The sequence below is a fragment of the Pyxidicoccus sp. M6 genome (assembly GCF_055568925.1).
In genome coordinates, this window is sequence record NZ_CM145714.1 from 3,478,951 (window position 1) to 3,505,330 (window position 26,380).

General features: G+C 70.3%; 21 protein-coding genes. 13 read left to right on the forward strand and 8 right to left on the reverse strand.

Going from position 1 to position 26,380, the window contains the following annotated elements; all coding sequences use genetic code 11:
- Nucleotides 1-264: 264 nt before the first annotated feature.
- Complete coding sequence (locus ACVTJA_RS14505) at nucleotides 265-1,467, forward strand: SGNH/GDSL hydrolase family protein (RefSeq protein WP_465836957.1); 1,203 nt, start codon at nucleotides 265-267, stop codon at nucleotides 1,465-1,467.
- A 67-nt stretch (nucleotides 1,468-1,534) separates the two neighbouring features.
- On the opposite strand, the gene ACVTJA_RS14510 is transcribed toward ACVTJA_RS14505, so the two are convergent.
- The gene (locus ACVTJA_RS14510; protein WP_465836958.1) at nucleotides 1,535-4,612 is read right to left on the reverse strand and encodes a serine/threonine-protein kinase; all 3,078 of its coding nucleotides are present in this window, start codon (nucleotides 4,610-4,612) and stop codon (nucleotides 1,535-1,537) included.
- A gap of 97 nt (nucleotides 4,613-4,709) precedes the next feature.
- On the opposite strand from ACVTJA_RS14510, the gene ACVTJA_RS14515 reads away from it, so the two are divergent.
- From ACVTJA_RS14515 to ACVTJA_RS14525, 3 genes are all read left to right on the forward strand, one after another.
- On the forward strand, nucleotides 4,710-5,042 hold the full coding sequence (locus ACVTJA_RS14515; RefSeq protein WP_465836959.1) for a MazG nucleotide pyrophosphohydrolase domain-containing protein: 333 nt from the start codon (nucleotides 4,710-4,712) through the stop codon (nucleotides 5,040-5,042).
- A gap of 70 nt (nucleotides 5,043-5,112) precedes the next feature.
- A complete protein-coding gene (locus tag ACVTJA_RS14520; RefSeq protein ID WP_465836960.1) occupies nucleotides 5,113-5,718 on the forward strand; it encodes a LemA family protein in 606 nt (201 codons plus the stop codon).
- Nucleotides 5,718-6,515 carry a TPM domain-containing protein gene (locus ACVTJA_RS14525; protein ID WP_465836961.1) on the forward strand — a complete coding sequence of 266 codons (798 nt, stop codon included), beginning with the start codon at nucleotides 5,718-5,720 and terminating at the stop codon, nucleotides 6,513-6,515. Before ACVTJA_RS14520 ends, ACVTJA_RS14525 begins: the two co-directional genes overlap by 1 nt.
- Here the strand turns inward: ACVTJA_RS14525 and ACVTJA_RS14530 are convergent.
- Complete coding sequence (locus ACVTJA_RS14530) at nucleotides 6,512-7,168, reverse strand: TetR/AcrR family transcriptional regulator (protein ID WP_465836962.1); 657 nt, start codon at nucleotides 7,166-7,168, stop codon at nucleotides 6,512-6,514. The genes ACVTJA_RS14525 and ACVTJA_RS14530 overlap by 4 nt on opposite strands.
- 87 nt (nucleotides 7,169-7,255) lie before the next feature.
- Between ACVTJA_RS14530 and ACVTJA_RS14535 the strand changes: the two genes are divergently transcribed.
- From ACVTJA_RS14535 to ACVTJA_RS14545, 3 genes are all read left to right on the forward strand, one after another.
- The gene (locus ACVTJA_RS14535; protein WP_465836963.1) at nucleotides 7,256-9,238 is read left to right on the forward strand and encodes a serine hydrolase; all 1,983 of its coding nucleotides are present in this window, start codon (nucleotides 7,256-7,258) and stop codon (nucleotides 9,236-9,238) included.
- A gap of 114 nt (nucleotides 9,239-9,352) precedes the next feature.
- Nucleotides 9,353-11,416, forward strand: coding sequence for a carbon starvation CstA family protein (locus tag ACVTJA_RS14540; RefSeq protein WP_465836964.1), 2,064 nt, complete (start codon nucleotides 9,353-9,355; stop codon nucleotides 11,414-11,416).
- A 1-nt stretch (nucleotide 11,417) separates the two neighbouring features.
- Entirely contained in the window at nucleotides 11,418-11,621 is a 204-nt protein-coding gene (locus ACVTJA_RS14545) for a YbdD/YjiX family protein (RefSeq protein WP_465836965.1), read from the forward strand.
- 93 nt (nucleotides 11,622-11,714) lie between these two features.
- On the opposite strand, the gene ACVTJA_RS14550 is transcribed toward ACVTJA_RS14545, so the two are convergent.
- Complete coding sequence (locus ACVTJA_RS14550; RefSeq protein WP_465836966.1) at nucleotides 11,715-12,593, reverse strand: M23 family metallopeptidase; 879 nt, start codon at nucleotides 12,591-12,593, stop codon at nucleotides 11,715-11,717.
- 346 nt (nucleotides 12,594-12,939) lie between these two features.
- Here ACVTJA_RS14550 and ACVTJA_RS14555 point away from each other — a divergent pair, with 346 nt between their 5' ends.
- Together ACVTJA_RS14555 and ACVTJA_RS14560 are read left to right on the forward strand one after the other, a co-directional pair.
- Nucleotides 12,940-14,100, forward strand: a complete 1,161-nt coding sequence (locus tag ACVTJA_RS14555) for a heparan-alpha-glucosaminide N-acetyltransferase domain-containing protein (RefSeq protein ID WP_465836967.1) — start codon at nucleotides 12,940-12,942, stop codon at nucleotides 14,098-14,100.
- A gap of 119 nt (nucleotides 14,101-14,219) precedes the next feature.
- A complete protein-coding gene (locus tag ACVTJA_RS14560) occupies nucleotides 14,220-14,867 on the forward strand; it encodes a VTT domain-containing protein (RefSeq protein ID WP_465836968.1) in 648 nt (215 codons plus the stop codon).
- A gap of 61 nt (nucleotides 14,868-14,928) precedes the next feature.
- Here ACVTJA_RS14560 and ACVTJA_RS14565 read toward each other — a convergent pair whose 3' ends face one another.
- The 3 genes from ACVTJA_RS14565 to ACVTJA_RS14575 form a co-directional block, all read right to left on the reverse strand.
- Complete coding sequence (locus ACVTJA_RS14565; protein WP_465836969.1) at nucleotides 14,929-16,368, reverse strand: golvesin C-terminal-like domain-containing protein; 1,440 nt, start codon at nucleotides 16,366-16,368, stop codon at nucleotides 14,929-14,931.
- A gap of 118 nt (nucleotides 16,369-16,486) precedes the next feature.
- A complete protein-coding gene (locus ACVTJA_RS14570) occupies nucleotides 16,487-18,127 on the reverse strand; it encodes a methyl-accepting chemotaxis protein (RefSeq protein WP_465836970.1) in 1,641 nt (546 codons plus the stop codon).
- Between the two features lie 7 nt (nucleotides 18,128-18,134).
- The gene (locus ACVTJA_RS14575; protein WP_465836971.1) at nucleotides 18,135-18,977 is read right to left on the reverse strand and encodes a phosphate ABC transporter substrate-binding protein; all 843 of its coding nucleotides are present in this window, start codon (nucleotides 18,975-18,977) and stop codon (nucleotides 18,135-18,137) included.
- A 382-nt stretch (nucleotides 18,978-19,359) separates the two neighbouring features.
- Here ACVTJA_RS14575 and ACVTJA_RS14580 point away from each other — a divergent pair, with 382 nt between their 5' ends.
- The gene (locus ACVTJA_RS14580) at nucleotides 19,360-19,584 is read left to right on the forward strand and encodes a hypothetical protein (RefSeq protein ID WP_465836972.1); all 225 of its coding nucleotides are present in this window, start codon (nucleotides 19,360-19,362) and stop codon (nucleotides 19,582-19,584) included.
- Nucleotides 19,581-20,474 carry a hypothetical protein gene (locus ACVTJA_RS14585; protein WP_465836973.1) on the forward strand — a complete coding sequence of 298 codons (894 nt, stop codon included), beginning with the start codon at nucleotides 19,581-19,583 and terminating at the stop codon, nucleotides 20,472-20,474. The genes ACVTJA_RS14580 and ACVTJA_RS14585 overlap by 4 nt, the downstream gene beginning before the upstream one ends.
- 74 nt (nucleotides 20,475-20,548) lie before the next feature.
- Here ACVTJA_RS14585 and ACVTJA_RS14590 read toward each other — a convergent pair whose 3' ends face one another.
- Entirely contained in the window at nucleotides 20,549-20,986 is a 438-nt protein-coding gene (locus tag ACVTJA_RS14590) for a DoxX family protein (RefSeq protein WP_465836974.1), read from the reverse strand.
- Between the two features lie 253 nt (nucleotides 20,987-21,239).
- Here ACVTJA_RS14590 and ACVTJA_RS14595 point away from each other — a divergent pair, with 253 nt between their 5' ends.
- Nucleotides 21,240-22,163 carry a diiron oxygenase gene (locus ACVTJA_RS14595; RefSeq protein ID WP_465836975.1) on the forward strand — a complete coding sequence of 308 codons (924 nt, stop codon included), beginning with the start codon at nucleotides 21,240-21,242 and terminating at the stop codon, nucleotides 22,161-22,163.
- 323 nt (nucleotides 22,164-22,486) lie between these two features.
- Here ACVTJA_RS14595 and ACVTJA_RS14600 read toward each other — a convergent pair whose 3' ends face one another.
- The gene (locus tag ACVTJA_RS14600) at nucleotides 22,487-23,440 is read right to left on the reverse strand and encodes a hypothetical protein (RefSeq protein ID WP_465836976.1); all 954 of its coding nucleotides are present in this window, start codon (nucleotides 23,438-23,440) and stop codon (nucleotides 22,487-22,489) included.
- 136 nt (nucleotides 23,441-23,576) lie between these two features.
- On the opposite strand from ACVTJA_RS14600, the gene ACVTJA_RS14605 reads away from it, so the two are divergent.
- Nucleotides 23,577-26,369 (forward strand): serine/threonine-protein kinase, encoded by a 2,793-nt coding sequence (locus tag ACVTJA_RS14605; protein WP_465836977.1) that lies wholly within the window; start codon nucleotides 23,577-23,579, stop codon nucleotides 26,367-26,369.
- The last annotated feature ends 11 nt before the right edge of the window (nucleotides 26,370-26,380 follow it).

Genomic DNA, 26,380 nt, shown 5'->3' on the forward strand with positions numbered 1-26,380 from the left:
CGCTCCCTTGCAGCGAGGCGATTGGCAGCGCCGCTCTGACTGCATCGTCCATCTGGAGGCCTGCCGGCCCGAATGCAACGGCCTCTACGCCAACTCCTTCACGTGGTTGTGGATGCGAACCCTTGCACGCCCGGGTCGAAACGGGCGCCCTGCTTCCACGTCTCCTCCTTGAGGAACCCCAGGCACTCCGGTGGCGATCTTGGAGCCGGCTGCCTGCCCACCGTCCGTCCGTAGGGCGGGAACACCCATGATAGAGACAGAGCCATGACGCGGCGGAACGTGGTGCTCGGGTTCGGACTCTGTCTGTGGATGTCTGCGTGCAGGGCGCCCTCGGTGCCCGCGCCTTCCTCCGATGCGGGCGCTTCGTCTCCCGGCGCCCTGACGTGGGTGACGGTGCCGGCCTCCGACGCGCGCCTCCAGTACACCGGACGCCGTTACACCTCCGGCACGGGTGTCGTCTTCTCCCATCCCGGCGTGACGGTGCGCGCGCGCTTCTGGGGCGATGCGGTGCGGATGCGGCTCAATGACTTCGGCCTCGGCGGCGACATCGGAACGAACTGGTTCGACGTGAGCATCGACGGCGCCGCGCCGAAGCCGCTCGCCGTCCGCGGTGGCGAGTCCACCTACGTGCTCGCCAGCGGGCTGGAGGCGGGGGTGCACACGGTGGAGGTCCTCAAGCGCACCGAGTCCTCCGTGGGCCAAAGCGAGCTCGTGGCACTCGAGGTCCACGGAGAGCCGCGGGACCCGCCATCACGGCCGACGCTGCGGATGGAGCTGGTCGGCGACTCCATCTCCTGCGGCTATGGCACCGAGGTCTCCCTCATCCCGGACTCGCCGTCGTGGCAGGCGCCGACCTTCAATTCGAAGAACGAGAACCCCACGCGGAGCTATGGCTGGCTCACGGCCCGGAGCCTCGGCGCGGAGTTGGTGACGGTCTGCTACTCGGGTCATGGCATGTACCGCAACCTGGACAGCTCCACGACGGACCTGCTGCCCGCGCTCTATGACCTCGCCGTGCCGGGGCAGCCCGCCGCCTGGGACGCGGGCCTCTACTCGCCCGACGTGGTTGTCATCAACGCCGGCACCAACGACGCCTTCGCCGGCTACGGCACCCCCGAGTTCCTCCCCAGCGAGACGGCCTTCAAGGCCGCGTACCGCAAGCTCCTCGCGCGCGTGCGCGAGCTGCACCCGAAGGCGCGCATCGTGTGCACGCTCGGCAGCATGACGGACGGGTACAAGCAGCAGGAGGTGAACGGCACCGTCACCTCCGCGCACGTCGGCGAGTGGATTACCGAGCTGGTGCAGGAGCGCAACCGCGTTGGGGATGCCCGCGTCTACCGCCACCTGATGGCCGTGCAGAACCCCGCGGCCGACGGTGTCGGCGAGGACTGGCATCCCTCGGCCACCACGCACCAGAAGATGGCCGAGGCGCTGACGCGCTTCCTCCAGGACACCGTGCTGCGCTGAGGCCTCGACCCGAAGCTGGCCGAGGCACTGACGCGCTTCCTCCGGAACACCGTGCTTCGCCGAGGCCTCACCGCCGCGACAGGCTCTGCCGCCATGCCCGGAGCTTCTCCAGCTCCGGCCTGGCGCGGGTGCCCTGGGCCTCGAACACGACGCGGGCCTCCTCGGCGAGGGCCATCGCACGCTCCCGGTCCGGCGGACGCTGGGCCATCAGCGCACGCGCCATCACGAATCGGGCCCAGGCCGAGGACAGCTTCGCGGTGGACGCGCCATCGAGGAACTCCCGGGCACGCTCCAGCAGGGGCAGGGCCTTCTCGGGTGCGCCGAGGTCGAGGTGCGCTTCTCCGAGGAAGACGAGGGTCTCCGCCACTTTCAGGGACCGGGGGCCCTGTTGCTTCTCGTCGAGGGCCAGGGCGCGCTCGCAGAGGTCGAGCGCCTCCCTCGGTTTCCTCTCGTCCAGGGCCACCCGGCTCAGCGTCAGCGCCCCCTCCGTCACGTTGGCGCCGTCGGGGCCCTGCTCCTTTTCGATGATGGCCCGGGCGCGCGCGATGTCCTTTCGGGCCTCGGCATTCCTGCCCACCCGGTTGTACGCCTGCGCACGGAAGAGCATCACCACGGTGCTCCGCCGGGAGTCGGGGCCCAACGCTCGCTCGAAGCGCTTCTCGGAATCGGCGAAGAGGGCGAAGGCCTTCTCGGGCTGGTCCGCTTCACTCGCCAGTTGGCCGAGATGGAGGACGGCCAGGGCGGCGAGCGGGTTGTCCGGGCCGAGGGTGCGTTCAAAGATGGCGAGTGCGCGCTCCGCGTGGCGCCTGGCCTCTTCCGCGCGGCCCAGTTCCCTCAGCTTCTCACCGAGAGTGCCGAGCAGGACGCCGAAGCCGGAGGGCTCCTGGCCCTCGACGTCCGAGTACAGGCCGACGGCCCGCTGCAGGACGGCGAGCGCCTCGTCGGCGCGGCCGAGGTCGGCGTATCCGAGGGCGAGGCTGTTGAGGATGGTGGAGAGCTGGGGGTGATTGGGCCCGAGGTAGCGCTCGCGGAGCTGGAGCGCGCGGAGGTGGGCGTCCACGGCCTGCTGCAGCCGGCCCTGCAGAAAGTGCAATCGCCCTTGCATGAAGAAGAAGTCCGAGGCGCGAAGGCTGTCCTCACCGAAGGCGCGCTTCGCCAGCTCCAGCCCCATGGAGATTGCCGCCTCCGCCTGGGCGTACTTACCCTGCTGGACGAACACCGCCCCCCGCATCAGGTGGTAGTCCGCGGAAATGTCCGGGTAGCGCTCGCGGCCCAGCCGGGCCACGGCGGCCTGCGCGTGCTCGTCAATGCGTTCCGCGTCCGTGGGGCGGGCCAGGCGGTCTCCCACCAACCAGAGCAGTTGAATCCATGCGCGCGCCGCCGTCACGTCGTCGTGCCCGGCCTCGGCGGCGAACACGGCCTTGTAGAGGGCGGCTTCCGAATCCTTCGCCTTGCTGAGCTTGTCCAGGAGCTTTCCGTGGACGAGGAGCACCTCCGCTTCGAGCGGCTTGTAGTCCAGGCCCTGGAGGTCCCCGAGGATGGCGGACGTGAGCTCGAGTGCTTGCGCATACCGAGCGGATTCATACCGGGCGCGTGCCTCGGCCAGCTTGCGCCGTGCCGCGTCCACGCGGGGACGGAGCGCATCGGGGGGTTGCGGGCGGGTGGACAGCGCCGACGTATCACGACACCCCGTGAGCCCCTCCAGGGACGTGATGAGCTGGCCCGAGTTGCGCACCGTCCAGGTGTCCGCCTTCCGCAGCACCTCGGTGACGGCGGCGAGCTGCCACAGCCGTGTGTCGAGGCAGGCGGCCGTCTGCCACGCGTTGCTCGCGGGCTGTTCGTGGGACATGACACAGGCCTCGGTGCGCAGCGTGCGCCACTGCGAGGCGTGTGCGTCCAGCACCCCGGCCACTTTCTCCCAGGCAGCGGCGGCGTAGGGCGCGCCCGTGGCGAGAAAGGCCGCGTGCACCTGCTCGCGCTGCACGGAGCCCCACGCCGCGTCGAGCTTCTCCGTCTCCTGCTCGCATCTCGCCTCGGTCCGGTGCGCCAGGGCCCAGGCGCCCACGCCGCCCAGCACGCAGGTCGTGCCCGCGAGTGCCGCCATGCGGGCCCACGTGCGCCGGGGCGGAGGCGCGAGCGCCGCCAGCAGTGGCTCCAGGGACGGGTAGCGCTCCTCGGGACGCGGCTTCAGTCCGCGAAGCATGACCCGCCGCACCCAGGTGGGCACCTTCGTGCCGTGAGGCACCGGACGCAGGCGTTCCTCCCGCGCGGCGCGGGCCACCTCCTCCAGGCTGTAGCCCTCGAAGGGACGCACGCCGTAGAGCGCTTCGTGCAGCGCCACGCAGAAGCTGAACTGGTCCGACAGCGCGTCCGCCCGCCTTCCGTCGAGCAGCTCCGGCGCCATGTACGCGGGCGTCCCCAGCAGCACGCCCGTGCGCGTGAGCGGGCTGGCCGTGGACGCGGCGGAGCCGGGCGCCGCGTTCGATGCGGCCTGCCCCCGGTTGAGGGGACGCGCCATGCCGAAGTCCGTCACCCGCGCGCGCCCGTCCTTGCCGACGAGGACGTTGGCGGGTTTGAAGTCGCGGTGCGCCAGTCCCGCCGCGTGCGCCGCCGCGAGCCCCCGCCCGGCTTCGGTGAAGACGCGCAGCACCTCCTGCCAGGCGCGTGGCGTCTTCAGCCACTCGGCCAGCGTGACGCCGTCCACCAATTCCATGGCCAGGAAGACGCAGCCCTCGTGCGTGCCCACGTCGAAGACGGAGACGACGTTGGCATGGGAGAGGCGGGCCAGCGCCTGGGCCTCCAGCACCAACCGCTGGCGCAGTTCCTCCACCTGCCGTCCCTCGGGGCGCAGCACCTTGAGGGCGACCTGCCGGTCCAGCTCCGGGTCATACGCCGCATACACCACGCCCATGGCCCCGGCGCCGATGCGCTCCAGCACCACGTAGCGCGACAGCCTGGCGCCACGCTCCAGCGGCGCGGCGGCCGGCCCGGTGGGCACGTCGCCGCTCGTCGAGTCCGCCGCCGCCAGCACCCGCTGGCAGTCATGACAGCTCTCGACGTGTGTCAGGACCTGCGAGCGCTGCTCCTCCGAGAGCAGTCCCGCCAGCAAATCACTCAGCGTCGTCTCGGCAGGGCAGGGCGTCATCCAATGGCAAGCGTACCAGCATTCCGTGGGACTCCCGCCCGGTGGTTGCCCGGTGATGGCCATTGACAGCCTCGCGCTTCTCCCCGAGGAGGAAGCCATGATTGAGCTCCCCGAAGGCGCGTCGATGAAGGACTACCAGCGCTACATCCACGACCTGGAGGCGCTGCACGGCTGGCTGAAGCTGGACCTCGTCCACAACTGCTTCCTCATGGGCGAGGAGGTGGGCGAGGTCTTCAAGGCGGTGCGCCGCTACAACAAGCTCTTCGACGAGGGCACGAGCACGCCCACCGAGGAGGCCCGCGCGCACGTGGGCGAGGAGCTGGTGGACGTCTTCAACTACCTGCTCGCCCTCGCCAACCGCGTGGGCGTGGACCTGGAGCAGGCGTTCCGCGAGAAGAACGCCCGCAACCAGCAGCGTACCTGGAGCTGACGGGGACTCGGCCGCCTGCCTGGCGGTCCGCGTTGTCGGTGCTGAACAGGGTCCCTACCTTCAGACCGATATGAGCTCTCGCATCTCCCGAGTGAACACCCTGGCGCCGGTGCTGTTGCTCGCTGTGGTGATGGCCACCGGTTGTCAGAAGTACGACGTGCTCATCGAGAAGGACCAGGTGGCCGAGCAGCGCTGGGCGGACCTGGAGGCCGCGCTGCAGCGGCGCGCCGACCTCATTCCGAACCTCGTCAACACGGTGAAGGCCGCCGCCGCGTCGGAGAAGGAAATCCTCAGCAGCGTGGTGGAGGCGCGCGCGAAGGCCACCAGCATCCAGTTGAGCGGTGAAGACCTGCAGGACCCGGCGAAGGTGGCCGCGTTCCAGCAGGCACAGGACCAGCTCTCCGGCGCGCTGTCGCGATTGATGGTGGTGCAGGAGAAGTACCCGGAGCTGAAGAGCAACGAGAACTTCCGCGCGCTGCAGGTGCAGCTCGAGGGCACGGAGAACCGAATCCTGCGCTCGCGCGAGCAGTACAACGCGGCGGTGCGCGACTACAACACGGAGCTGGGCAAGCTGGGCGGCGCGGCGGTGCGGCGCGCCACCGGAAGCACCTTCAAGCCGCGTGAGTACTTCCGCGCGTCGGCGGCCTCGCAGGCGGCGCCGCAGGTGAACTTCTGATGCGTCCGGTGGCGGCATCCCGTGCTGCCGCCGTCGCGCTCGCGTTGCTCTTGTGCGCGGGCGTGGCGCGGGCCTTCACGCCTCCGCCCATCCAGGGCCACATCACCGACACCGCGGGCGTGTTGAGCCCACAACGGCGCGCGGTGCTGGAGGCGCGGCTGGAGGCGCTGCGCAAGCAGTCCGGCTACGAGATTGCGGTCTTCTTCACCAGCTCGCTGGAAGGGGACACGGTGCAGGACGCCGCGTACGGCACGTTCAACACCTGGGGGATTGGTCAGAAGGGGGCGGACAACGGAGTGTTGCTGCTCGTCGCGCCCAACGAGCGGCAGGTGTGGATGGAGACCGGCAAGGGCGTGGGCGGTGAGCTCACGGACGTGCAGGCCTACGACATCATCAAGCAGTACATCGCTCCGCACCTGAAGGCAGGGGAGTACGACGCGGCGGCGGAGGATGGCAGCAATGCCATTGCCCAGACGCTCACAGGGCAGCCATTGCCGGGGGCCGCGGCGCTGCCTCGGCCTCAGCCCACGCGGCGCGAGCCCCAGGGCGACACGGGCATCGGGGGCCTGGGCTGCCTCATGGTCGCCTTCATCATCTTCTTCATCGTGGCCATGCGCGGCGGCGGCGGCGGCCGGCGGCGACGACGGGGCATCTTCTTCGGCGGCTGGGGTTGGGGCGGCGGCGGCTGGGGCGGCGGCTGGAGTGGTGGAGGCCGCAGTGGTGGTGGTGGTGGCGGGGGTGGCTATAGCGGTGGTGGCGGCAGCTCGGGAGGTGGCGGCGCGGGCGGCAGCTATTAGGCGGAGCGGCTCACGGGGGCCTTGCCACGTGACGCACCCCGAGTCCCACGTGGCGGCCAGGCCAGCATCGCGACCTCCACGATGCCCAGCAGCTCGGTTTCACTCGCGCCGTCCTGGGCCTGAATCGTCATGCCCTGGATGACCGCGCCGAAGTAGCGAGCCAGAGCCGTCGCGTCTGCCTCGGCGGGCAATTCCCCCTGCGCGATGCCCTTGCGGATGCAGTCCTCGAACCGCTTCAGCGTGGCCGCCCTCAAGCCGGAGACGTACTCCGCGACGGGTTGGTTCTCCGGCGCGCATGTCAGCACCGCCGCCGTAATCATGCAGCCGGCAAGCTGCTTCCTCCGGGGGAAGTGCCGGGCGGACTCCCGCAGCACCCGCTCCATGGCCCCACGCGCCGTGGGCTCCTCGTCGAGCGCCCGGGCGGTGAAGGAGCCCTGGTCCGCCTGGTAGCGCGCCAGCGCCTGTTGGTACAGCTCCGCCTTCGAGCCGAACGCCGCATACAGGCTGGGTGCGGTGATTCCCATCGCCTCCGTGAGGTCCGCAATCGACGCGCCCTCGTAGCCCAGCCTCCAGAACACCTCCATCGCCTTGTCCAGCGCCTTCGTGGCGTCGAACTCGCGGGGCCGTCCTCGGGGGCGTGGGGCAGGGGGCATGGTGGATTTCATAGCGTTCGTTCTTGAAATGCGCCGGGGTGGGACCTATTTACGTATTGGTCACTACATAAACAGGAGCACCACCCCATGTATTCTGCCATCGCCACCCTGCTGGTGGCTGTCGGCCTTGGTGTGTCCCCCGTCCGCCCCGACACCTCCGAGGCGCGTGCCTTCGCCGGTCAACTGGACCCGGTCATCGACCGGGCGCTCGCGGAGAAGCGCATCGTCGGCACCGTGGTCCTCGTCGCGAAGGATGGGGAAGTCGTCTATCGGCGCGCCGCCGGCTTCGCGGACCGCGAGGCGAAGCGGCCCATGTCCGAGGACGCCGTGTTCCGGCTGGCCTCCATGACGAAGCCGCTGGTGTCCGCCGCCGCGCTGGCCCTCGTGGAGCAGGGCAAGCTGTCCCTGGAGGACCCCGTCACGAAGTGGCTGCCGACCTTCCGTCCCCGGCTGCCGGACGGCCGGGAGCCCGTCATCACGGCGCGCCACCTGCTGACCCACACCGCGGGCCTGAGCTACGGCTTCTTCCAGCCCGAGCAGGGGCCCTATCTCAAGGCCCGCGTCTCCGACGGGCTCGATGACGTGCCTGGCCTGACGCTGGAGGAGAACCTCCGCCGCATCGCCTCGGTGCCGCTGTCGTCGGAGCCCGGCAAGCGCTGGGGCTACTCCGTGGCCATCGACGTGCTGGGTGCTGTCGTCGCGCGCGCGGGCGGGGCTCCGCTGCCCGACGTCGTGGCGCGGCTCGTCACCCGCCCGCTCGGCATGAAGGACACCGCGTTCATCGCCAGGGACGCCGCGCGGCTCGCGACGCCGTACGCGGACGGGCGCCCGGAGCCGGTGCGCATGGGCGAGGTGGGGCTCGTGCCCTTCGGCGGCACCATCCGTTATGCACCCGGCCGGGCCCTGAACCCGCGCGCCTTCCCGTCCGGCGGAGCGGGCATGGTGGGGACGGCGGACGACTTCCTGAAGTTCCTGGAGGCACTGCGCAAGGGCGGCGCGCCGGTGCTCGCCGCGTCCTCCATCCAGCAGTGGGGCACCGACCAGGTGGGCCCGGAGGCGCAGACGCAGGGGCCCGGCTGGGGCTGGGGCCTGGGCTCGGCACTGTTGGTGGACCCGGTGGCGGCGAAGAGCCCGCAGTCAGTGGGCACCTGGCAGTGGGGCGGGGCGTACGGCCATAGCTGGTTCGTGGACCCGAAGCGCAACCTCACCGTCGTCGCGCTCACCAACACCGCCATCGAGGGCATGTCGGGCGCGTACCCCGGCATCATCCGTGATGCCGTCTACGCCGCCCTGCCCGCGGCTCCCGCGGTGCGCCTCTACGCGCTCGACTGTGGCCGCATCGACATCGCGGACATGGGGATGTTCTCCGACACGGGCGAGCACGCCGGAGAGCACGGCACCCTCAGCGCGCCGTGCTTCCTCATCCAGCACCCGCGCGGCACCTTGCTGTGGGACGCGGGCCTCGGGGACAGGGTGGCCTCGCTCCCCGACGGCGAGGAGCCCGTGCCCGGCTCGCGCTTCCGCGTCTCCACGACGCTGGTGTCCCAGCTCGCGAAGCTCGGACTGAAGCCGTCGGACGTGGACTTCGTCTCGTTCTCCCACCTGCACGCGGACCACTCGGGCAACGCCCCGGCCTTCGCCAACTCCACGTGGCTCATCAACGCGGCCGAGCTGGCCTGGGCGCTGGGGACGCCCACGCCCATCGGCGTCGACCCGCGGCTGGTGCGCGGCCATGCGAAGGACAAGACGGTGGCCCTCCAGATGGACCACGACGTCTTCGGTGACGGCACCGTGCGCATCCTGAAGACGCCGGGCCATACGCCCGGCCACCAGGTGCTGATGGTGCGGCTGCCGAAGTCCGGCTCCGTCATCCTCTCCGGGGACCTCTTCCATGCGCGGGAGAACTTCGAGAAGTCGCTCGTGCCGCCCTTCAACGTGAGCCGCTCGGACACGCTCGCGTCCATCGACCGCGTGAATCGGCTGATTCGCAACACCGGCGCGCGGCTCATCGTGCAGCACGAGCCCGGAGACGTCCGGGCGCTGCCCGCGTTCCCCGCGTATCTGGAGTGAGACACCCGCCCTTCATTTCGGCCGCTGGGCGGCGGGCCCGCGCGCTAGCCTGTCTCGGACAGACGAATCGCTCGGGCCGCGCCTGCTTCGGGTGCTCGGCCGCATGGAGGCATCATGGGAGGAGTGGCTCGAAAGCTGGGCTGGGGACTGCTGGCCATCGTCGGCGCCTTCAGCCTGGGCACGGTGGCGCTGCACCGGGGGGAGAGCATCAACGCCGTCTGGCTGGTGGTGGCGGCCGTCTCCGTCTTCCTCATCGGCTACCGCTTCTATGGGCGCTTCGTGGCGGAGACGGCCCTGGGGCTGGACGCCACGCGCGCCACGCCGGCCCACCGTCGCAATGACGGCCTGGACTATGTGCCCACGGACAGGTGGGTGCTCTTCGGCCACCACTTCGCCGCCATCGCCGGCGCGGGCCCGCTGGTGGGCCCCGTGCTGGCCGCGCAGATGGGCTACCTGCCCGGCACGCTGTGGATTCTCGCGGGCGGGGTGCTGGCCGGCGCGGTGCAGGACTTCGTCATCCTCTTCCTCTCCATCCGACGCGACGGCAAGTCGCTGGGCGACATGGTCCGCATGGAGCTGGGGCCCGCCGCGGGCGTGACGGCGATGGTGGGCGTGTTGATGATCATGATGATCATCCTCGCCGTGCTCGCGCTGGTGGTGGTGAAGGCGCTGACGCACAGTCCCTGGGGCACCTTCACCGTCGCGATGACGATTCCCATCGCCGTGCTGATGGGCCTGTACCTGCGCTACGTCCGGCCCGGCAAGGTGCTGGAGGTGTCCGTCGCCGGCTTCGTGATGTTGATGCTGTCCATCTGGCTGGGCGGCCGCGTGGCCGAGCACGCGTACTGGGGCCCGCTCTTCACCTATGACAGCACGGCGCTGGCGTGGATGCTCATCGCCTACGGCTTCTGCGCCTCGGTGCTGCCAGTGTGGCTGCTGCTCGCCCCGCGCGACTACCTGTCCACCTTCCTCAAGATTGGCACCGTGCTGCTGCTCGCGGTGGGAATCCTCCTGGCCGCGCCGCACATGCGGATGCCCGCGCTCACCCGCTTCGTGGACGGCAGCGGGCCGGTGTTCTCCGGAAGCCTCTTCCCGTTCCTGTTCATCACCATCGCCTGTGGCGCGGTGTCCGGCTGGCACTCGCTCATCTCCTCGGGGACGACGCCGAAGATGCTGGCCAACGAGCGGGACGCGCGCGTGGTGGGCTACGGCGGCATGCTGATGGAGTCCTTCGTCGCCATCATGGCGCTCATCGCCGCGTCGGTGCTGGACCCGGGCGTGTACTTCTCCATGAACTCGCCGCCGTCGGTGATTGGCACCACCGTGGAGGAGGCCTCGAGGGCCATCAGCCAGTGGGGCTTCGTCATCACCCCCGAGGTGCTCAGCCAGACGGCGCGCGACATCGGCGAGTCCTCCATCCTCTCGCGCGCGGGCGGCGCCCCGACGCTGGCGGTGGGCATGGCGCAAATCCTCCATGGCCTCGTGTCCGGCGAGGGGATGATGGCCTTCTGGTACCACTACGCCATCCTCTTCGAGGCGCTGTTCATCCTCACCACGGTGGACGCCGGCACGCGCGTGGGCCGCTTCATGATTCAGGAACTGGCCGGCCTCGTGTACGCGCCGCTCAAGCGCACGGAGTCCTGGGCGGCGAACATGATTGCCACGGCCGTGTGCGTGGGGGCCTGGGGCTACTTCCTCTATCAAGGCGTGGTGGACCCGTTGGGCGGCATCAACACGTTGTGGCCGCTGTTCGGCATCGCCAACCAGATGCTGGCGGCCATTGCCCTCACGCTGGCGAGCGTGGTGCTGGTGAAGATGAAGCGCGAGCGCTACGTCTGGGTGCCCGCGGTCCCCGCCGTGTGGCTGGTCATCTGCACCCTGACGGCCGGCTGGCAGAAGGTGTTCAGCAGCGACATCCGCGTGTCCTTCGTCGCCCACGCGCGCGCCTTCTCGGCGGCGCTGGCGGAGGGACGGGTGCTGGCGCCCGCGAAGTCCCCGGACGACATGTCGCGCATCATCACCAACGACTACGTGGATGCCACGCTCACCGCGCTGTTCATGGCGCTGGTGGTGGCCACCGTCCTCTTCGGGTTGCGCTCGGCGATGGCGGCCCGGCGCTCGCCGACCTCCACCGCCCAGGAGACGCCGCCGGTGCCCCTCGCGGCGGAGGCCCGCTGACATGGCGCCCGCATGGACGTGGTTGTCCCGCGCCTGGCGCCGCGCGGTGCAGACGGCCCGGTTGATGATTGGCGTGCCCGACTACGACACCTATGTCGAGCACATGCGCCGGCATCACCCGGACCGCGAGGTGATGAGCTACGCCCGCTTCTTCGACGAGCGGCTCCAGGCCCGCTACCGGGGTGGAGGCGGGCGCTGCTGCTGACGACCACGCGCCGCGCGTGCGTCTTCAACGAGCGGCGCCAGAGCGGCGGAGGCGGAGGGTGCTGCTGCTGACGGCACCCGAGAGCCACCCGGCTCAGCGCGAGGCGGAGTAGGCCTTGTCCTGCTCCAGCGTGAGGCCCCGGCCCTGCTGGGTGGTGAAGCGGACGGGGAATGTCTGCCATTGTTTGCCGTCCACCGCCGTGCGCACCTCGAAGTGCAGGTGGGGGCCGCGCGAGTAGCCGGTGTTGCCGGAGATGCCCAGCGGCTGCCCGGCGGTGACGGACTGGCCCTCCCGGACGAAGACGCCGCCCGGCTTGAGGTGCCCGTAGTAGCCGTACGTCCCGTCAGCGTGGCGCACGAGCACCCGGTTCGCCTTGTCCTTCTCGCGGTAGCTCTTGTCGGTACCCGCCGTCTTGAAGGTGTGGATGGCATCCACCACGACGCCCTCGCGGGCGGCGCGCACCATCGAGCCCTCCGGCAGGTCGAAGTCCACCGCGTAGCGCATGGCCCCGGTGTGACTGAAGGCACCGTCATAGCCCTGAATCACGCGGGCGGAGCGGTTGGGCTCGAAGGGGAGCAGGTAGAGGACGGAGTCGTCGTGCCGCGCCCGCGCGGTGCCCCAGTTCCAGTTGTAGTGGACGTTGTTGTACCGCCAGGCCACGCCCCGCTTCGCGCGCCGCAGCCGCACGAGCGTCTTCGTCTGCGAGCCCTCGAAGACGGCGGTGACGGGCAGCGGCGTCGACAGCTCCACGTTCTCCACCTCCGCGTCGAGCGTCACCGTCAGCTCGGAGGTCGCCGTGGTGCGGAGGGTGAGCGTCGCGGTCTCCGTGTCCGACTGCTCGATGATGAGGCAGACGCGTCCGTTCTCCGAGCACGACTCATGGCGATAGGGCAGGGACGGCAGGGGCTGCGCCCGCGCGAAGCCCGACGCCAGGAGCAGCAGCAGTCCCACGGCACAGCGGATGGGGGCCACGAAAGGCTCCTCCTGTCGGCGCACGAAACGTGCGTCGCCCGGGGACTCTAGCCGACGCGGGCGCACAACCCGACCCGCGGTCCAGGGTCGGATTCACCGCGCGGTGCCCTGTCGCCTCTGACGGATTCCCTCTCGGGGAAGAGTGGGGAAGCGTGGCCAGACAGGAGAGGTCTGAAAATCATTGGGATGAAAAGCATTCCACGCACACAAGTCTGACGCGGGGCTTGTGAATGCTTTCAGGGACTCCCGCTGCATTGTCTCGCATTGGTCAGTGATGCACCCTACGATGCCGCGCGCGAGGGGAAGCACATTACCGCGTGGGTCTACCGCGGAGGGGGACAAGCACATGAGTCTCGATGCGACGTCGGATGTCGCGCCCGTGGTGACGCGGAGCGCGGGCAGTCGGTTGCTCTCGGTGGATGCGATGCGCGGAACGGTGATGCTGCTCGTGTTCCTCTCGCACTTCGCGGATGGATATCTCTACCGCCTGGGAGGCGACGCGGAGCGGCTGCGGGAGCGGCTGAACCTCCTCACGCGGATGGCCTCGCCGGGCTTCATGCTCATCAGCGGGTTGATGCTCGGGCTGCTGTACGCGCGCAACCCCGGGCGCTTCGGCACCGTCGCGCGCAAGCTCCAGCGCCGCGGGCTCTTCCTGCTCACGGTGGGGCACGTCCTCATCGTGCCCACCTGTCGCTTCTGGGCGGGTGAGCCCTGGTACCTGCTGCGCGTGCTGCCGGTGACGGACACCATCGGCCTGGCGCTGCTGGTGGGGCCGTCCCTGGTGACGCGGCTCGGAGGCCGGGCGCGCGCGCTGCTGGGCGCGGCGCTGTTCATCGGGAGCTGGGGGCTGAGCCTCGGGTGGTGGCCGGATTCCGTGGTGCTGGAGACGCTCAAGGAGGCGCTCATCGGCCAGCAGCACCTCTCCGTGCTCGTCTCCAGCTTCCCGGCGGTTCCGTGGCTGGGCTTCTACCTCGTCGGCAGCCTCTTCGGTGAGTGGCTGGGGACGTGGGGCCGCGCGGACGTGGTGCGCGTGGCGCGGCGCTTCCAGTGGGTGGGCGTGGGGATGGGCACCGCCGGAGTGCTGCTGTCGCTCGTCCACTTCTGGCTGCGGCGCATGGGCGGCCTGCACCTGATGGGGGGCGCGGCCGAGGCGCTGTCCGAGCTCACCTCCTACGCGCAGAAGTACCCGCCCGGCCCCACGTACCTCGCCCTCTACGGCGGGGCCGTGCTGTCCGGGCTGGGGTTGATGATGCGCGCCGAGCAGCGCGGCTGGCTGCTGCCCTACATGCGCTGGGCGGGGCTGATGGGGCGGCACTCCCTCTTCGCCTTCCTGCTCCAGTTCTACGTCTACTTCCTGGGCATCTACTCGCTGCGCCTGCCCTATACGCACCTGTGGCCGCTGGTGTTCCTCGCCACCGTGGCCCTCCAGTGGGGCCTGCTGTGGGCCTGGGACGCACGGGAAGCCCGGGCCCGGGTGCGCCCGGGCGTGGCGGCCAGCGGAGTGTAGGCAGGAGGGCAGGGGAGGGGGCCTGGGGTCTGGAGGCCCCCGCCTGAAAAGGGTTCGGGCTGACAGGCGTACGCAACGCCCTCGTGGAAGGGGGCCTGTTGCTGATAGGCAGTCAGCCCATGATGGAATTGCTCCAGAAGCTCCTCCACCTCATCCGCGACCCCGGCCCCCTCATCGAGTGGGCCGGCTATCCAGGCCTCTTCCTCATCATCTTCCTGGAGACGGGCGCGCTCATCTTCTTCCTGCCGGGAGACTCCCTGCTCGTCACCGCGGGCCTGTACGCGGCGAAGGGGGACCTCAACATCTGGCTGCTCAATGTGCTGCTCATTCCCGCGGCCATCATCGGCGACGCGGTGAGCTACCAGATTGGCAAGCGGGGCGGCGCGGCGCTCTTCAACAAGCCGGAGTCGCGCATCTTCAAGCCCGAGTACCTCCAGAAGGCGCACGAGTTCTACGAGAAGCACGGCGGCAAGGCCATCATCATCGCCCGCTTCATGCCGCTGGTGCGCACCTTCGTGCCCGTGGTGGCCGGCGCCGCGAACATGTCCTACCGCCGCTTCGCCACGTACAACATCGTGGGCGGCGCGGCGTGGATTCTGTCCATGTCCTTCACGGGCTACGTGCTCGGCAACATCATCCCCAACATCGACAAGCACATCGAGAAGGTCATCATCCTCGTGGTGTTCGTGTCGCTGTTGCCCGGCATCATCGAGTACGTGAAGGCGAAGCTCGCCGCCCGCCGCGCGGGCCGCGCGCCCAGCGCCTGAAGTCCGCCGTCTGGCGGGAGGAGCGCGGCATTCTTCGCCGCGCTCCCCGCCGTGGCTCCCGCTACCGGACGCGGATGGCGTCGGCGATGACGACGGAGCCCGTCGTCGTCCAGCGGCTGACCTGCACCTTGTTCCAGCCCGCCGGGAAGCTCCACGTGCCGAGCGTGTTCCACTGGCCGCCGTTGACCTGCTGGTTGACGGACACGGTGGCCAGGTTGGTGCCCGAGGCGTTGGTGATGATGAAGGGCGCCGTCGTGGAGCGGTTGGTGCCCGCCACCCACCACGCATCAATCGTCTTGGAGGCGGCGGCCGGCAGGTAGAAATAGAACACGGCCGGGTCGCTGATGGCCTGCGTGGAGGCGTAGTAGTAGCCGCTGCCGTAGTAGCCGGCGCTGGTGCCGGCAATCCAGTTGGACGACAGCTGGATGTAGCCCTTCGTGGTGTCGTTGTTGGCGTTGTTGCTGTCGATGACGAGCGCCGTGGTGGTGCCTCCGCCCGACGTCCACAGGTACGTGACGTCCACCCAGTCGTTGTTGCTCATCCCCAGGTCCGTCCAGAACGAGCCGTCCGCGATGTCGATGCCCGCGGGGTTGGCGGGGCGGCGGCCGAACTGGTCCAGCCCGCCGTTGTAGCCGTCCTGGTACGCGGCCTGCGCCTCGGGCTTGCCCTGCGGCAGGTCCTTCCACATCTCGCGGACGCTGGAGGCATTCCAGTAGTCGTCCTTCGTGTTCCAGGGCCCCACGTCCCAGACGGACGTCGTGGTGCACTTCGCCGTCTTCGAGTAGCAGACCTTCACCTGGTACTCGGAGCCGCCGTTGGACGCGAGCGCCCGGCGCGAGGGCAGGGCGACGAAGCGGTCATAGCTCTTGATGACGTGGCCGTTGGCGGTGGTGCCGCCCACCAGGCCCTCGCGCGTGGCGTAGATGCGGTACGTCAGCGGGGCCAGTGTCGTGAGCTCCGCCTGGGAGGTGCCGCCCGCCAGCGTGCCCTCCAGCCTCACGTCGTGCACCACGGGGCCCCGGCCCTGCTCGTCCGCGACGAGGGCGAGCCGCACCTGGACTTCCGTGCCGGCGCGGGGCAGGCGCACGGCCTCGCCCGCGGTGGACGTGCTCCACTCGCTCCAGGCGCCGTTGCCAAAGCGCACGCGGACGTCCACTTCGACATTCATGCCCAGGAAGGCCTTGGCGCCGAGCACCGGGCGGACGGTGTCCACGGGCTGGGCCAGCGTGCGCGCAGGGAAGGTGTAGAGGCCGGTGAGGCGCAGCAGGCCCTCGCGGCGGCGCATGACGGCGTTGGGCTCGTAGAGCAGTCCGTCCCGCGTGTGGACGAGGTCGCTGGAGCCCTCACCCGTGGCGAGGTCCTCCGTCCAACTCACTCCGCCCGTGCGCTCGGGCTCGGTGGCGCGGAGGGACTCCTGGGACGGCTCCGCGAACGCGGCGCCTTGCGCCAGCGCGACTCCCACCAGCAACGTCGTCAACGTCGACCGCAACAGCGAGCGCATGCAACGGCTCCTTGGAATGGAGTGAGGGGGAAACTCCATTCCCAGGATTGCCGGCCAAGCCTCTCTTTGTCTCCTAAAATGAGAAAACAGCGATTCCCGAACAGTCCTGGGCGAGGCGCTAGAGGCGGAAGCCGGACAGGGCGCCGGTGAGGCGGCGGGTGACGCTGCGGAGCTGCTCGGCGGACTGGCGCATGGCGTCCACGGCATTCACCGCCTCGTGGGTGGTGGAGGAGAGCTCGCGGACGGCGGAGAAAATCTGGCTCACGCCCTGGTGCTGCTGCTCCACCGCAGTGGCGATGCGGCGCATTCCGCTGCTGGACTCCTGGAGGATGCGGGTGAGCTCCTCCAGGCGCGTCTCGCCGGTGCGCACCTGGCCCAGGCCCTGCGTCACGTGGGTGCGTCCCTGCTCGGTAATCTCCACCGCGGCGCGCACCGCCTCGGTGGTGGCCTCCAGTTGCTCGCGCACCTCGGCGGTGGCGCGCACCGAGCGGTCCGCGAGCGAGCGAATCTCCGTGGCCACCACCTTGAAGCCCAGGCCCTTCTCGCCCGCGCGGGTGGCTTCGATGGCGGCGTTGATGGCCAGCATGTCGCTCTGCCTGGCGAGCTCCCGCACCGCGTCGGTGACGGCGGACACACGCGCGCTGCGCCGGGCGAGGTCCTCCACGCAGCCGCTCATGCGGTCGAACTGGGCGTGGATGTCCTGGATGCCCTTGAAGCTGCCGGCCAGCGCCTCCATGCCGGAGCGGCCCACCGCGTCCGCGGTCTCGGCGGAGCGGAGGACCTCGGAGGCCTGATGCGCGGCCAGGTCCGACGTCTGGCGAATCTCCTGCGCCTGGGCGCTCGCCTGGGCCACCGCGCCCGCCTGCCGGCTGACGCTGCGGTTCTGCTCCTCGGCGGCGGCGGCCAGTCGCTCCACCGCCTCGGCCGTCTCCAGGCCGGCCTGCTGCACCGACACCAGCAGCTCGCGCAGTTGGGCCACGGTGTGGCCGAGCACGCGCGACAGTTGCCCCAGCTCGTCCTGCGCGTCGGTGGCGAAGCGGGCGGACAAGTCACCGCCGTCCACCTGCCGCGCGGCGGCCACCAGCGCCTGCAGCGGGCGGGTGATGGTGCGGCGCACCCCGACGCTGACGCCCCAGAGGAGCAGCCCGAGCAGGAGCCCCGCCCCCAGGAGCGCCTGACGCGTGCGCGCGATGGTGGCCTCCACCGAGCGCTCCAGCTCGCTGCGGCGCAGGCGCAGGCTGTTGGCCGCCGCCTCGAGCTGCTCCGTCATCCGCGCGTAGCGTCGGCCGGGAGCGCCATCCACGAAGGTGGCGACGGTGGTCACCCGCTGCTCGTGCGAGACGGCGAAGACCTGCTCGCGCAGCGCCTTCGCGTAGCCGCTCCAGGTGCCGCGCGCGTCCTCCAGGTACAGCCGCGCGTCGGGCGCGTCCGTCGCGGAGAGCGCCTCGGTGAAGCGCGCGTCCACGCCCGCGGCCACTTCTTCCCATTGCCCCTGGAGCTGCTTGTCCCGGTCCGCCGAGGTGGGCAGCAGCAGGAGGTGGAGGACGGCGCGCGCCGCGTTCAGCTCGCTGAGCAGCGCCTGCACGGTGTCGTAGGTGCGGGAGTGGCTCGCCAGCGCCGCGTACACCGGGCCGCCCACCCGGAAGCGCTCCAGCGTGGAGGCCTGCACCGCGTGGCTCGCCACGAAGGCGGCCAGGATGATGACGGTGAGGAACATCAGCTTGAGGCGGACGGTGAGGCGGCGCAGCAGCGACATCATGGAGGGCTCAGCGGTCCGCGCGAACGGGGACGAAAGTCCTGGCCACCAGCGCCTGGCCGGGCGGGGACATGACGTAGTCGAGGAAGGACTGAAGCGCGCCCTCGGGCACGCCCCGGGTAGCGAGCACCAGCGGGCGCGAGAGGGGATAGTCCGCGGTGCGCACCGTGGCGGGCGTGGCCTCCACCCCGTCCACCGCGAGCCGGTGCGCGCCCTCCGCCCCCTGTGAGAGGGAGAGGAACGTCACCGCGTCGCGGTGCTCGGCCACGTAGCGCAGCACGTCCGCCGGGTGGGCGATGACGCGGCCGGGGCCGAAGCCCGCGCCCTCCATCACCGACTCGCGGAAGAAGTCCACGGTGCCGGAGCCGCCGGTGAGCTCCACCGTGACGCGCTCCACCGGCCCGTCATGCCCGCCCACCTCGCGCCAGTTCTTCACCTCGCCGGTGAAGAGGGCCTTCACCTGCGCGCGTGTCAGGCCCCTCACCGGGTTGTCCGGGTGGACGAGCACCGCGAGCGCGTCGTAGGCGAAGATGACGTAGTACGGGTTGCGGGCCTTCTCCGTGCTCTTCGGCGCGCGCGCCAGCCCGGCCAGGTCCGCCTTGCCCTCCAGCACCAGGCGTATCCCCGCGCTGGAGCCCACGTAGAAGCGCGCGTCCACCGGCACGCCTCCGGACTCCACGAAGCCGCGGCTCAGCGTGGGAAGGACGGTGTCGCTGATGGTGCCGGAGCCTGCGTAGGCCAGCGCCTGCTGTGGGCGCGAGGACTCCCCGCACGAGGCGAGCAGGAGGAGCGCCGCGAGGGCGGTCCAACACCGGCTGTGCGAGCGAGGTGACCGGGGAGCGAACGGGGGCAAGGCGGCGCGGAGTGTAGGGACTCAACCCGTGTGGGAGGAAGCAGGCGGGAGCGGAGCCCTCAAGGTCTGGGCCATCAGGCATCCGGGGCATGGGCCCCCGCGGGTACCCGGCAGGCGGGCAGCCGGTGCGCGGGCCCCATCAGGAGCGCGCTGGAGGAACGCTCCATGCGCGAATTGCCGGAGAGAAAGGCGGAGTTCCGGGTTTCACTCCCCGCACTCTCTGGATATCCAGCGCAATCCGGTGAATTTTGTATTTCGGTTGCATTACAACGCTCGTCTGCCGCTTGAGAGGACCCTACGCTGGAGGTCCCCCACTGATGGAGGTTGCGTGACTCCTCCCTTGTCATCCCACAGCTCCCCATCGGGCTGGCACGACGTCCTCGTGCGTCACCTCGAGCCGCTGCTTGGCGGCTTCACGGCGAAGATGGCCATCCAGACGGCCTCCCTTCGCGCCCTCAAACGTCCTCCCGAGCAGCTCACCCTCGCGGACCTTCCGCAGCTGCTCGAAGGCCTCAAACCCATGCTCAATACCTTCATCGGCGCGCTGCACACGAAGGTCATCCTCACCGAGGTGTCCGCGTCGCTGGCCCTGGAGAAGCCGCGATGAGCGCGCAACCGTCCGGCCGTTCCTCCGGAAGCGTGGCGCCGTGGTTCGCGGGCGCCGTCGTCCTCCAGCTCGCCCACCTCTTCGCAGCCACCAGCGCGCTGGATGCGCCCCATTCGCTTCAAGTGGTGCACGACCTCGCGGGCTGGGGCAGCGGCCTCCTGGCCGTCGCCGGCACGTGGTTGGCGGCGGGCTCGTTCGACCGCGGGGACTACCTGCGCAAGGTCTGGGGCGGTATCGCCGCCGGGGCCACGCTGTCGCTGGTCAGCACCGCGCTGCGCAGCTACTGGCTGCACGCGGTGCCGGATGTGCCCTTCACCGACTCGCCGCTGCTGCCGTACCGGATGGCCGTCGTGGTGCTGGCCAACGTGTGCAACGCGTATGGCCTCATCCTGCTGTCCCTGACGTACCGTCAGTCCGGCCTGCAGCCGCCCTCCGGCCCGCGCTCCAAGACACTTCGGGCGGTGACGGCCCTCGCCGCGCTGGCGGTGGGCCTGCCCTCGCTCGTCACCGGGGTGAGGGACGTGGGTGTGGGCGGCGGCGCGAGCCTGTCCGCCGTCATCGCCATCGCCTCCACGCTGGCGGACATGCTGACCATCGGCCTCATCGCCCCCATCCTCGGCGTCGCGTACATGCTGCGCGGCGGGAAGCTGGCCTGGGTGTGGTGGGCCATGGGCGCGTCCGGCGCCATGTGGCTCTTCTACGACGCGCGCACCTGGCTGGCGCCGCTGCTCCCCGGGGACTCGGCGCACGCCGTCGAGTTGCTGCGTACGCTGCGCACCTCGGGGCTCGTGCTGCTGGGGCTCGCGGGCTGGCTGCAGCGCTCCGCCCTGGGGCCGCAGGCCTCCCCGTCCCCGGCGGCCTCGCTGCACACGCCGGCCGGCATGTCTTGAGACACGGCGGAACGATGAAGTGACTCGGGGCCGGCTCCCTCGCGCGAGGAGACCGGCCCCGTTTCATGCGTGCTTCAGCTTCTCGCGAGCCGCTTGCGCAGCCACGCGTCCACCGAGAACTGCCCCGGCCCGACGGTGAGCATCACCACGGCGATGACGAGGTACACGAGCGCCAGCTCATAGCTGCTGCCGCCGCCCTTGCTGACGAACGGGTCTCCGCGCACCACGGCGTGGAAGAACGTGGCGAAGGCCATGGTGCAGAAGATGCCGAGCGACGCGAGCGGCACCAGCGCGCCGAGAATCCACGCCAGGCCTCCGCCGAACTCCGAGAGGGCGGCCAGCGCCTGGAGGAAGCCGGGCGTCGGCGCCTGCGGACCCATCCAGTTGAACGGGTCCTGAATCTTGCCCCACCCGTGCATCATGAACGCGAGCCCCACGACGAGGCGCAGTAGCAGCAGCCCGATGCTGGCCGTCTTCGACGGGGGCGCTGGAAAGAGCGATGCGAGCTTCATGGTTCTCCCTGGTTCGATGTGGCCGGAGACTAACGCAACACTCCGGCCCGGTGCGGCCGGATGCCAATGGATTGGCAACAGGTCCACGAAGTCGACAAAGGCTCGGGGCGTGCGCGGAGGCCGCCGCCACGGCGTCGCGCCGTATCGCGTGATTCATCGCGCCCTAATGGATTTCGTGCTCTCGGGTCAATCGCGCCCGGGTGCAGGTCCGGGTGTCTTGACGTGTAGACACGAGCGGACGTCTGCTTTCAGGATGCTCAATCAAGACCACGAGTATCAGTCCTGTATCCAGGCCTCGGAACGCGTGGCCTGGAGGATTGACGACCTGCTGCCGAAGGACACCGCCCTGGATTTCACCCGGCGCTTCCTCTCGGATGCGCTGACGAACACGGAGGGCATCACCTGCCTGAGCGCGGGCGAGAAGCTGATGCTCAACCAGATTCGCTCCAACAGCTACGCCCACCTCTTCCTCGTCCTGGAGGAGTACGCCGTGGCGTTGGCGGCGCAGCGCGCAGGCCTGGAACTGCATGGCAATCCCACGCACATGCGCGCGCTCCTGCGCTTCAGCGAGGAGGAGCTGAAGCACCAGCAGCTCTTCTCGCGCTACACCGATGTCTTTGCCCGTGGCTTCAAGGTGCCCCCGGCGCTGCTCGACAACCAGGTCGCGGTGGCGAAGGCCATCATGTCCAAGTCGAACCTGGGCGTGCTCTTCTTCAACCTCCACATGGAGCTGATGACGCAGCAGCACTACGTGGAGACGATGCGCGACAACGAGCGTGAGTCATTGGACCCGCTGTTCCGCAACATCCTCAAGCACCACTGGCTGGAGGAGGCGCAGCACACGCGGCTCGACTTCCTGGAGGCGCAGAAAATCATCGCCGAGGCTCCCGACACGGTGGACGCGGCGATGACGGAGTACGCCGAGCTGCTCCAGGCGCTGCGCGCCACACTGAACGCGCAGCTCCAGTTGGACCTGCGGACCTTCGAGAAGGTCGCGGAGCGGCCCTTCACCGAGGCCGAGCGGAAGGAAATCCACGACGCCCAGGAGCGCTCGTACGTCTACGGCTTCATCGGCATGGGGATGAAGGCCCCGCTCTTCCTCTCCCGCATGCGCGCGCTCTCGACCAGGGCGGAGCAGCGCGTCCTCGAGCTGGCGCCGGAGTACTACTGCAATTGAGCGCTCAGGCGATGAGCGCTCAGACGACGTTCTTCAGGTGGACGTCGAGGTGCGTGTCGCTGGTGCCCAGGGTGCTCGCGTCATCCGTGGGTGTGGCCGGGAGGGAGACGGAAGCGCGGGAGAGCGGGGGCGGGCTCATGGCGGGATTTCCTCGGGGGGGCAGGTGACTGACCCGCCCGGGTAGAGCACGGCGCGTGCCATGCCCCGCGCGCGTCCCGAACCATGTCCTCCCGAGGGATTCCGCGAGGCGCCTCAGTCGCGAGGCGCAATCACCCTGGTCACCGCGGCTACCACCCGGTCACGGCTGTGACCACCCGCGCGTCCTAGCTGGACTCGCTGGCGCTGAGCCGCTTGCTGCCGATGCCGCTGCCCTTGCCGAGGCTCTCCGTCTGCTCCGCGTTGCTCCGGACGAGGGCCTCGCGCTGCGCGTCCGTCGTCACGTCCGGCCGGTTCTGGAGCAGCAGCATGCCGCCGTTGTTCTTGTGCTGGATGCGGGCCACGTCCATGGCCTCGAGGAGGTCCTTCGCGTCCACCCAGTACGAGCCGTTGACGGGGTCCTTCACCCGGAGCTTGTCGTCCATCGGGTCGTGGCTCAACTCGCCCTTGTTGTAACCGTCGATGGTCACCCAGTGCAGGGCGCCCGTGCCTTCCTTCCGCTGCTCGGGCGGGAGCGCGGCGTTGGCGAGCGTCTGCGAGTCCACCATGGCCATGCCGAACTGGCCCGCCTTCAGCGCGTCGCTGATGGCCGTGGGGTCGTAGTTCGTCAGCCCGCGTGTGACTTCGACGCCCATGGAGCCGAGCGTGGCCCCCATCTCCTCGGGGCGGGCGCCGTCGACGAGATTCACGTCGAACCGGTCTCCCACCGCGCGGCGGGCCGAGGCCTCGGAGGCGCGGACCTCGTCGCGCTTCTTGTCCACGGAGGAGGGCTCCGCCGAGCCCTTCGCCTTGTTCAACTGCGTGAGGCTCGCCTCACCGCAGTCGGTGTCCGTGGTCTGCGCGACGGCGGAGTCGTCACCGCGCCACTGCTGCTTCGCCTGCGCCTCGGCCGCCTCGTTGACGAACTGAGGGCCGGACGGGTTCGCCAGCCGCGCCGGAGGCACGCTCAGGGCGGGCAAATCACGGCGGGGGGCGGAGGTCCGCTCGAAGGTGTCCCGGTGGTACGCCGACGTCCTGCCCGCCTCGAACGGCTTCGACTGGGCGGGGACGTGAGGCGTGCGCTCCAGGGAGCGGACTCGCAACGACGTCGAGAGGGGGATCAGGTGGGGGGAGAGCTTCACGCTGACGGTCGCCTCCGGTAGAGGGCGCTGGGGGTGCGCCGGGGGGATTGTCCTTCCAGGACTTTTATCGTTTCCCGAATAAAGTCGATAGCCCCGGGCTTCGTTCCCGGCGGACACCTGCGGGTACACTGCGGTCATGCAGGACAGGGATGATTGGGGTTCGGCTCCAGTCGTGGCGCCGGAGCACACGCAGACGCAGTCGATACAGGCGGTTGCCGCGGCTCCTCCACCTCGTACGGGTCCGCGCACGGCGCCCACGCCCACACCGAGAGGGTCTTCCTTGCCTCAGCGGCGAAACGCCGAGCAGGTGGGGCGCTTCATCCCGCTGAAGGTGCTGGGGCAGGGAGGCATGGGCGTGGTGTACGCGGCCCATGACCCGGACCTGGACCGGAAGGTGGCACTCAAGCTCTTGCGCGTGACGGGCGAGGGCGCGGACCTGGAGGCCGGGCACGTGCGGCTCTTGCGCGAGGCGCAGGCCATGGCCCGCATCTCCCATCCCAACGTCATCCCCGTCTTCGAGGCGGCCCTCTGGGACGGCCAGGTCTACGTGGCCATGGAGCTGGTGGACGGGGGCACGCTGCGCGACTGGCAGCAGGCCCAGCCGCGCTCCTGGCGCGAGGTGCTGGAGAAGTACCTCGCCGCGGGCCGGGGGCTGATGGCCGCGCACGCGGCGGGGCTGGTGCACCGCGACTTCAAGCCCGCCAACGTGCTGGTGGGGCGCGACGGGCGCGTCTTCGTCACCGACTTCGGCCTCGCCCGCGCGGTGGGGGACACGACTCCGGAGGACGTCGTCCCCGGAGCGGAGCTGGGCCTCGCCCGGCCGATGTCGGAGCCCCTCACGATGTCCGGCGTGGTGATGGGCACGCCGGCCTTCATGTCGCCGGAGCAGTTCCGGGGCGACGTGGTGGACGCGCGCAGCGACCAGTTCAGCTTCTGCGCGGCGCTGTACCGGGCCCTGTATGGCCAACGTCCCTTCGACCCGGACCAGCTCTCGCGAGCCGCCGAGGCGATGAAGCCCAAGGCCCCGGAAGCGCCGGGGCAGACGGTGTCACTGGAGCGGCCCGGGACGCCGAAGCCCGCGTCTCCCATCCAGGAGCCCCCTCGCGATGTGAAGGTGCCTGCCTGGGTGCGGCGCGCGGTGATGCGCGGACTGGCGCTGGCGCCGGAGGAGCGCTTCGCCTCCATGGACGCGCTGCTGGAGGCGCTGTCGCAGGAGCATCGGCTGTCGCAACGGCGCAGGCGGCTGGGACTCGGCGTGGCGATGGCCGGTGTGTTGGGAGTGGTGTGCGCGGGCACGTGGTGGAGCTCGCGGGTGTGCGCGGGGGCGGAGGGGTTGTTGGCGGACACGTGGGGCCCGGCGGCGCGGCAGCGCGTGACCGCGGCCTTCGCGGCCACGGGCAGCCCGGTGGCGGGCGAGCTGGCCCGGCGCGTGGGCGACGCGCTGGATGCGTACGCGGGCGCGTGGGCGCGGCAGCACACCCAGGCGTGCGAGGACACGCGGGTGCGGCAGGTGCAGACGGAGGCGCTGCTGTCCCAGCGCGTGGTGTGCCTGGAGCGGCGGCACAAGGATTTGCGCGCGCTGGTGGAGGCGCTGGCGGGCGCGGACAAGGCGGGCGTGGAGAAGTCGCTGGACGCCGTGTACGCGCTGCCTTCGCCGGGGGACTGCGCGGACGTGGAGGCGCTGTCCGGACAGCAGCCCCGGCCGGCGGACCCGGCGCGGCGCGCGGAGCTGGAGCGGCTGGAGGGCCAGGTCTCCGAGGTGAAGGCGCTGCTGGACATGAGCCGCTATGCGCCCGCGCGGGAGCAGGCGCGCGCGCTGGAACCGAAGGTACTGGCCACGGGCTACCTGCCGCTGATGGCGGAGGTGCGCTTCCACCTGGGCTGGCTGCAGGCGGTGCTGGGCGAGAAGGAGCAGGGCGCGGGGCTGCTGGAGCGCGCCGTGTTCGACGCCGAGGCGGGACGCGCCGACCGGCTGAAGGTGTCCGCGCTCAACAAGCTCCTCTACGTCGAGGGCGAGCGGAAGCGCTTCGAGAACGCCTCGCGCTGGGCGCAGCTCGGCGAGGCGACGCTTCAGCGGGTTGGCGGGGACGCGGTGTTGGAGGGGGATTTGTGGGTGAACGAGGCAAATCTCGCGCTCATGCGTGAGGAGCCCGAGGAGGCGCGTGCCCTCCTGGAGAAGGCAGCCGAGCGGCTCTCGAAGGCGCTGCCGCCGGGACATCCCAAGCGGGCGCGCGTGGCCTTCACGCTGGGGCGAACGCTGCTGGAGTTGGGCGCCGCCGCCGAGGCGAAGCCGGTGCTGGAGGAGGCCCTCCGGCAGACGGAAGCGGCCGTGGGGCCGCTGCACGCGGACGTGGCTCGCAGGCACCTGGCTCTGTCCATGGTGCTGCGTGAGCTGAAGGACTTTTCCGGAGCGTTGGAGCATGCGCGGGTGCTGGTGGACATCCAGCGCAAGCTGCTCGGCAACGAGCACCTGGCCGTGGCCGAGGCGCTGGATGAGCAGGGCATGAGCCTGCTCGCGCTGAAGCGCTACGACGAGGCGCTGAAGGTGTACGAGGAGGCGCTCGCCGTGAAGCGCAAGCAGTTGGAGGAAGGGGACGACGACCTCCAGTACTCGTACGACGGCGTGGGTCAGGCACTGCTGGGGCTGGGGCGGACACGCGAAGCGTTGGAGCCGCTGCGGCGGGCCGTGTCCTTCGCCGGGGCGCAGGAGGATTCGTTGGGTGAGTCGGGCTTCGCGCTCGCACATGCACTCTGGAAGGAGGGGCAGGCCGAGGAGGCCCGGGCCGAGGCCACACGCGCGCAGGAGCACTTCACCGCGTCCGGCCGCTCCGCGCAGGCGGAGGAGGTGAAGGCGTGGCTCGACTCGCTTCCGAAGGAGGAGGCGGCTCCCGAGCCACCCGCGCGGGTGAAGAAGCCGCAACGGCGGTGAGGGTGGACGCC

What these genes read in the sequence shown, in the direction of transcription:
- ACVTJA_RS14565 (WP_465836969.1), bottom strand. Translation starts at nt 16,368, where the DNA reads ATGCGCTCGCTGTTGCGGTCGACGTTGACGACGTTGCTGGTGGGAGTC.
- ACVTJA_RS14590 (WP_465836974.1), bottom strand. Translation starts at nt 20,986, where the DNA reads ATGAAGCTCGCATCGCTCTTTCCAGCGCCCCCGTCGAAGACGGCCAGC.
- ACVTJA_RS14525 (WP_465836961.1), top strand. Translation starts at nt 5,718, where the DNA reads ATGCGTCCGGTGGCGGCATCCCGTGCTGCCGCCGTCGCGCTCGCGTTG.
- ACVTJA_RS14540 (WP_465836964.1), top strand. Translation starts at nt 9,353, where the DNA reads ATGGGAGGAGTGGCTCGAAAGCTGGGCTGGGGACTGCTGGCCATCGTC.
- ACVTJA_RS14520 (WP_465836960.1), top strand. Translation starts at nt 5,113, where the DNA reads ATGAGCTCTCGCATCTCCCGAGTGAACACCCTGGCGCCGGTGCTGTTG.
- ACVTJA_RS14560 (WP_465836968.1), top strand. Translation starts at nt 14,220, where the DNA reads ATGATGGAATTGCTCCAGAAGCTCCTCCACCTCATCCGCGACCCCGGC.
- ACVTJA_RS14570 (WP_465836970.1), bottom strand. Translation starts at nt 18,127, where the DNA reads ATGATGTCGCTGCTGCGCCGCCTCACCGTCCGCCTCAAGCTGATGTTC.
- ACVTJA_RS14555 (WP_465836967.1), top strand. Translation starts at nt 12,940, where the DNA reads ATGAGTCTCGATGCGACGTCGGATGTCGCGCCCGTGGTGACGCGGAGC.
- ACVTJA_RS14595 (WP_465836975.1), top strand. Translation starts at nt 21,240, where the DNA reads ATGCTCAATCAAGACCACGAGTATCAGTCCTGTATCCAGGCCTCGGAA.
- ACVTJA_RS14605 (WP_465836977.1), top strand. Translation starts at nt 23,577, where the DNA reads ATGCAGGACAGGGATGATTGGGGTTCGGCTCCAGTCGTGGCGCCGGAG.
- ACVTJA_RS14530 (WP_465836962.1), bottom strand. Translation starts at nt 7,168, where the DNA reads ATGCCCCCTGCCCCACGCCCCCGAGGACGGCCCCGCGAGTTCGACGCC.
- ACVTJA_RS14545 (WP_465836965.1), top strand. Translation starts at nt 11,418, where the DNA reads ATGGCGCCCGCATGGACGTGGTTGTCCCGCGCCTGGCGCCGCGCGGTG.
- ACVTJA_RS14515 (WP_465836959.1), top strand. Translation starts at nt 4,710, where the DNA reads ATGATTGAGCTCCCCGAAGGCGCGTCGATGAAGGACTACCAGCGCTAC.
- ACVTJA_RS14510 (WP_465836958.1), bottom strand. Translation starts at nt 4,612, where the DNA reads ATGACGCCCTGCCCTGCCGAGACGACGCTGAGTGATTTGCTGGCGGGA.
- ACVTJA_RS14535 (WP_465836963.1), top strand. Translation starts at nt 7,256, where the DNA reads ATGTATTCTGCCATCGCCACCCTGCTGGTGGCTGTCGGCCTTGGTGTG.
- ACVTJA_RS14505 (WP_465836957.1), top strand. Translation starts at nt 265, where the DNA reads ATGACGCGGCGGAACGTGGTGCTCGGGTTCGGACTCTGTCTGTGGATG.
- ACVTJA_RS14585 (WP_465836973.1), top strand. Translation starts at nt 19,581, where the DNA reads ATGAGCGCGCAACCGTCCGGCCGTTCCTCCGGAAGCGTGGCGCCGTGG.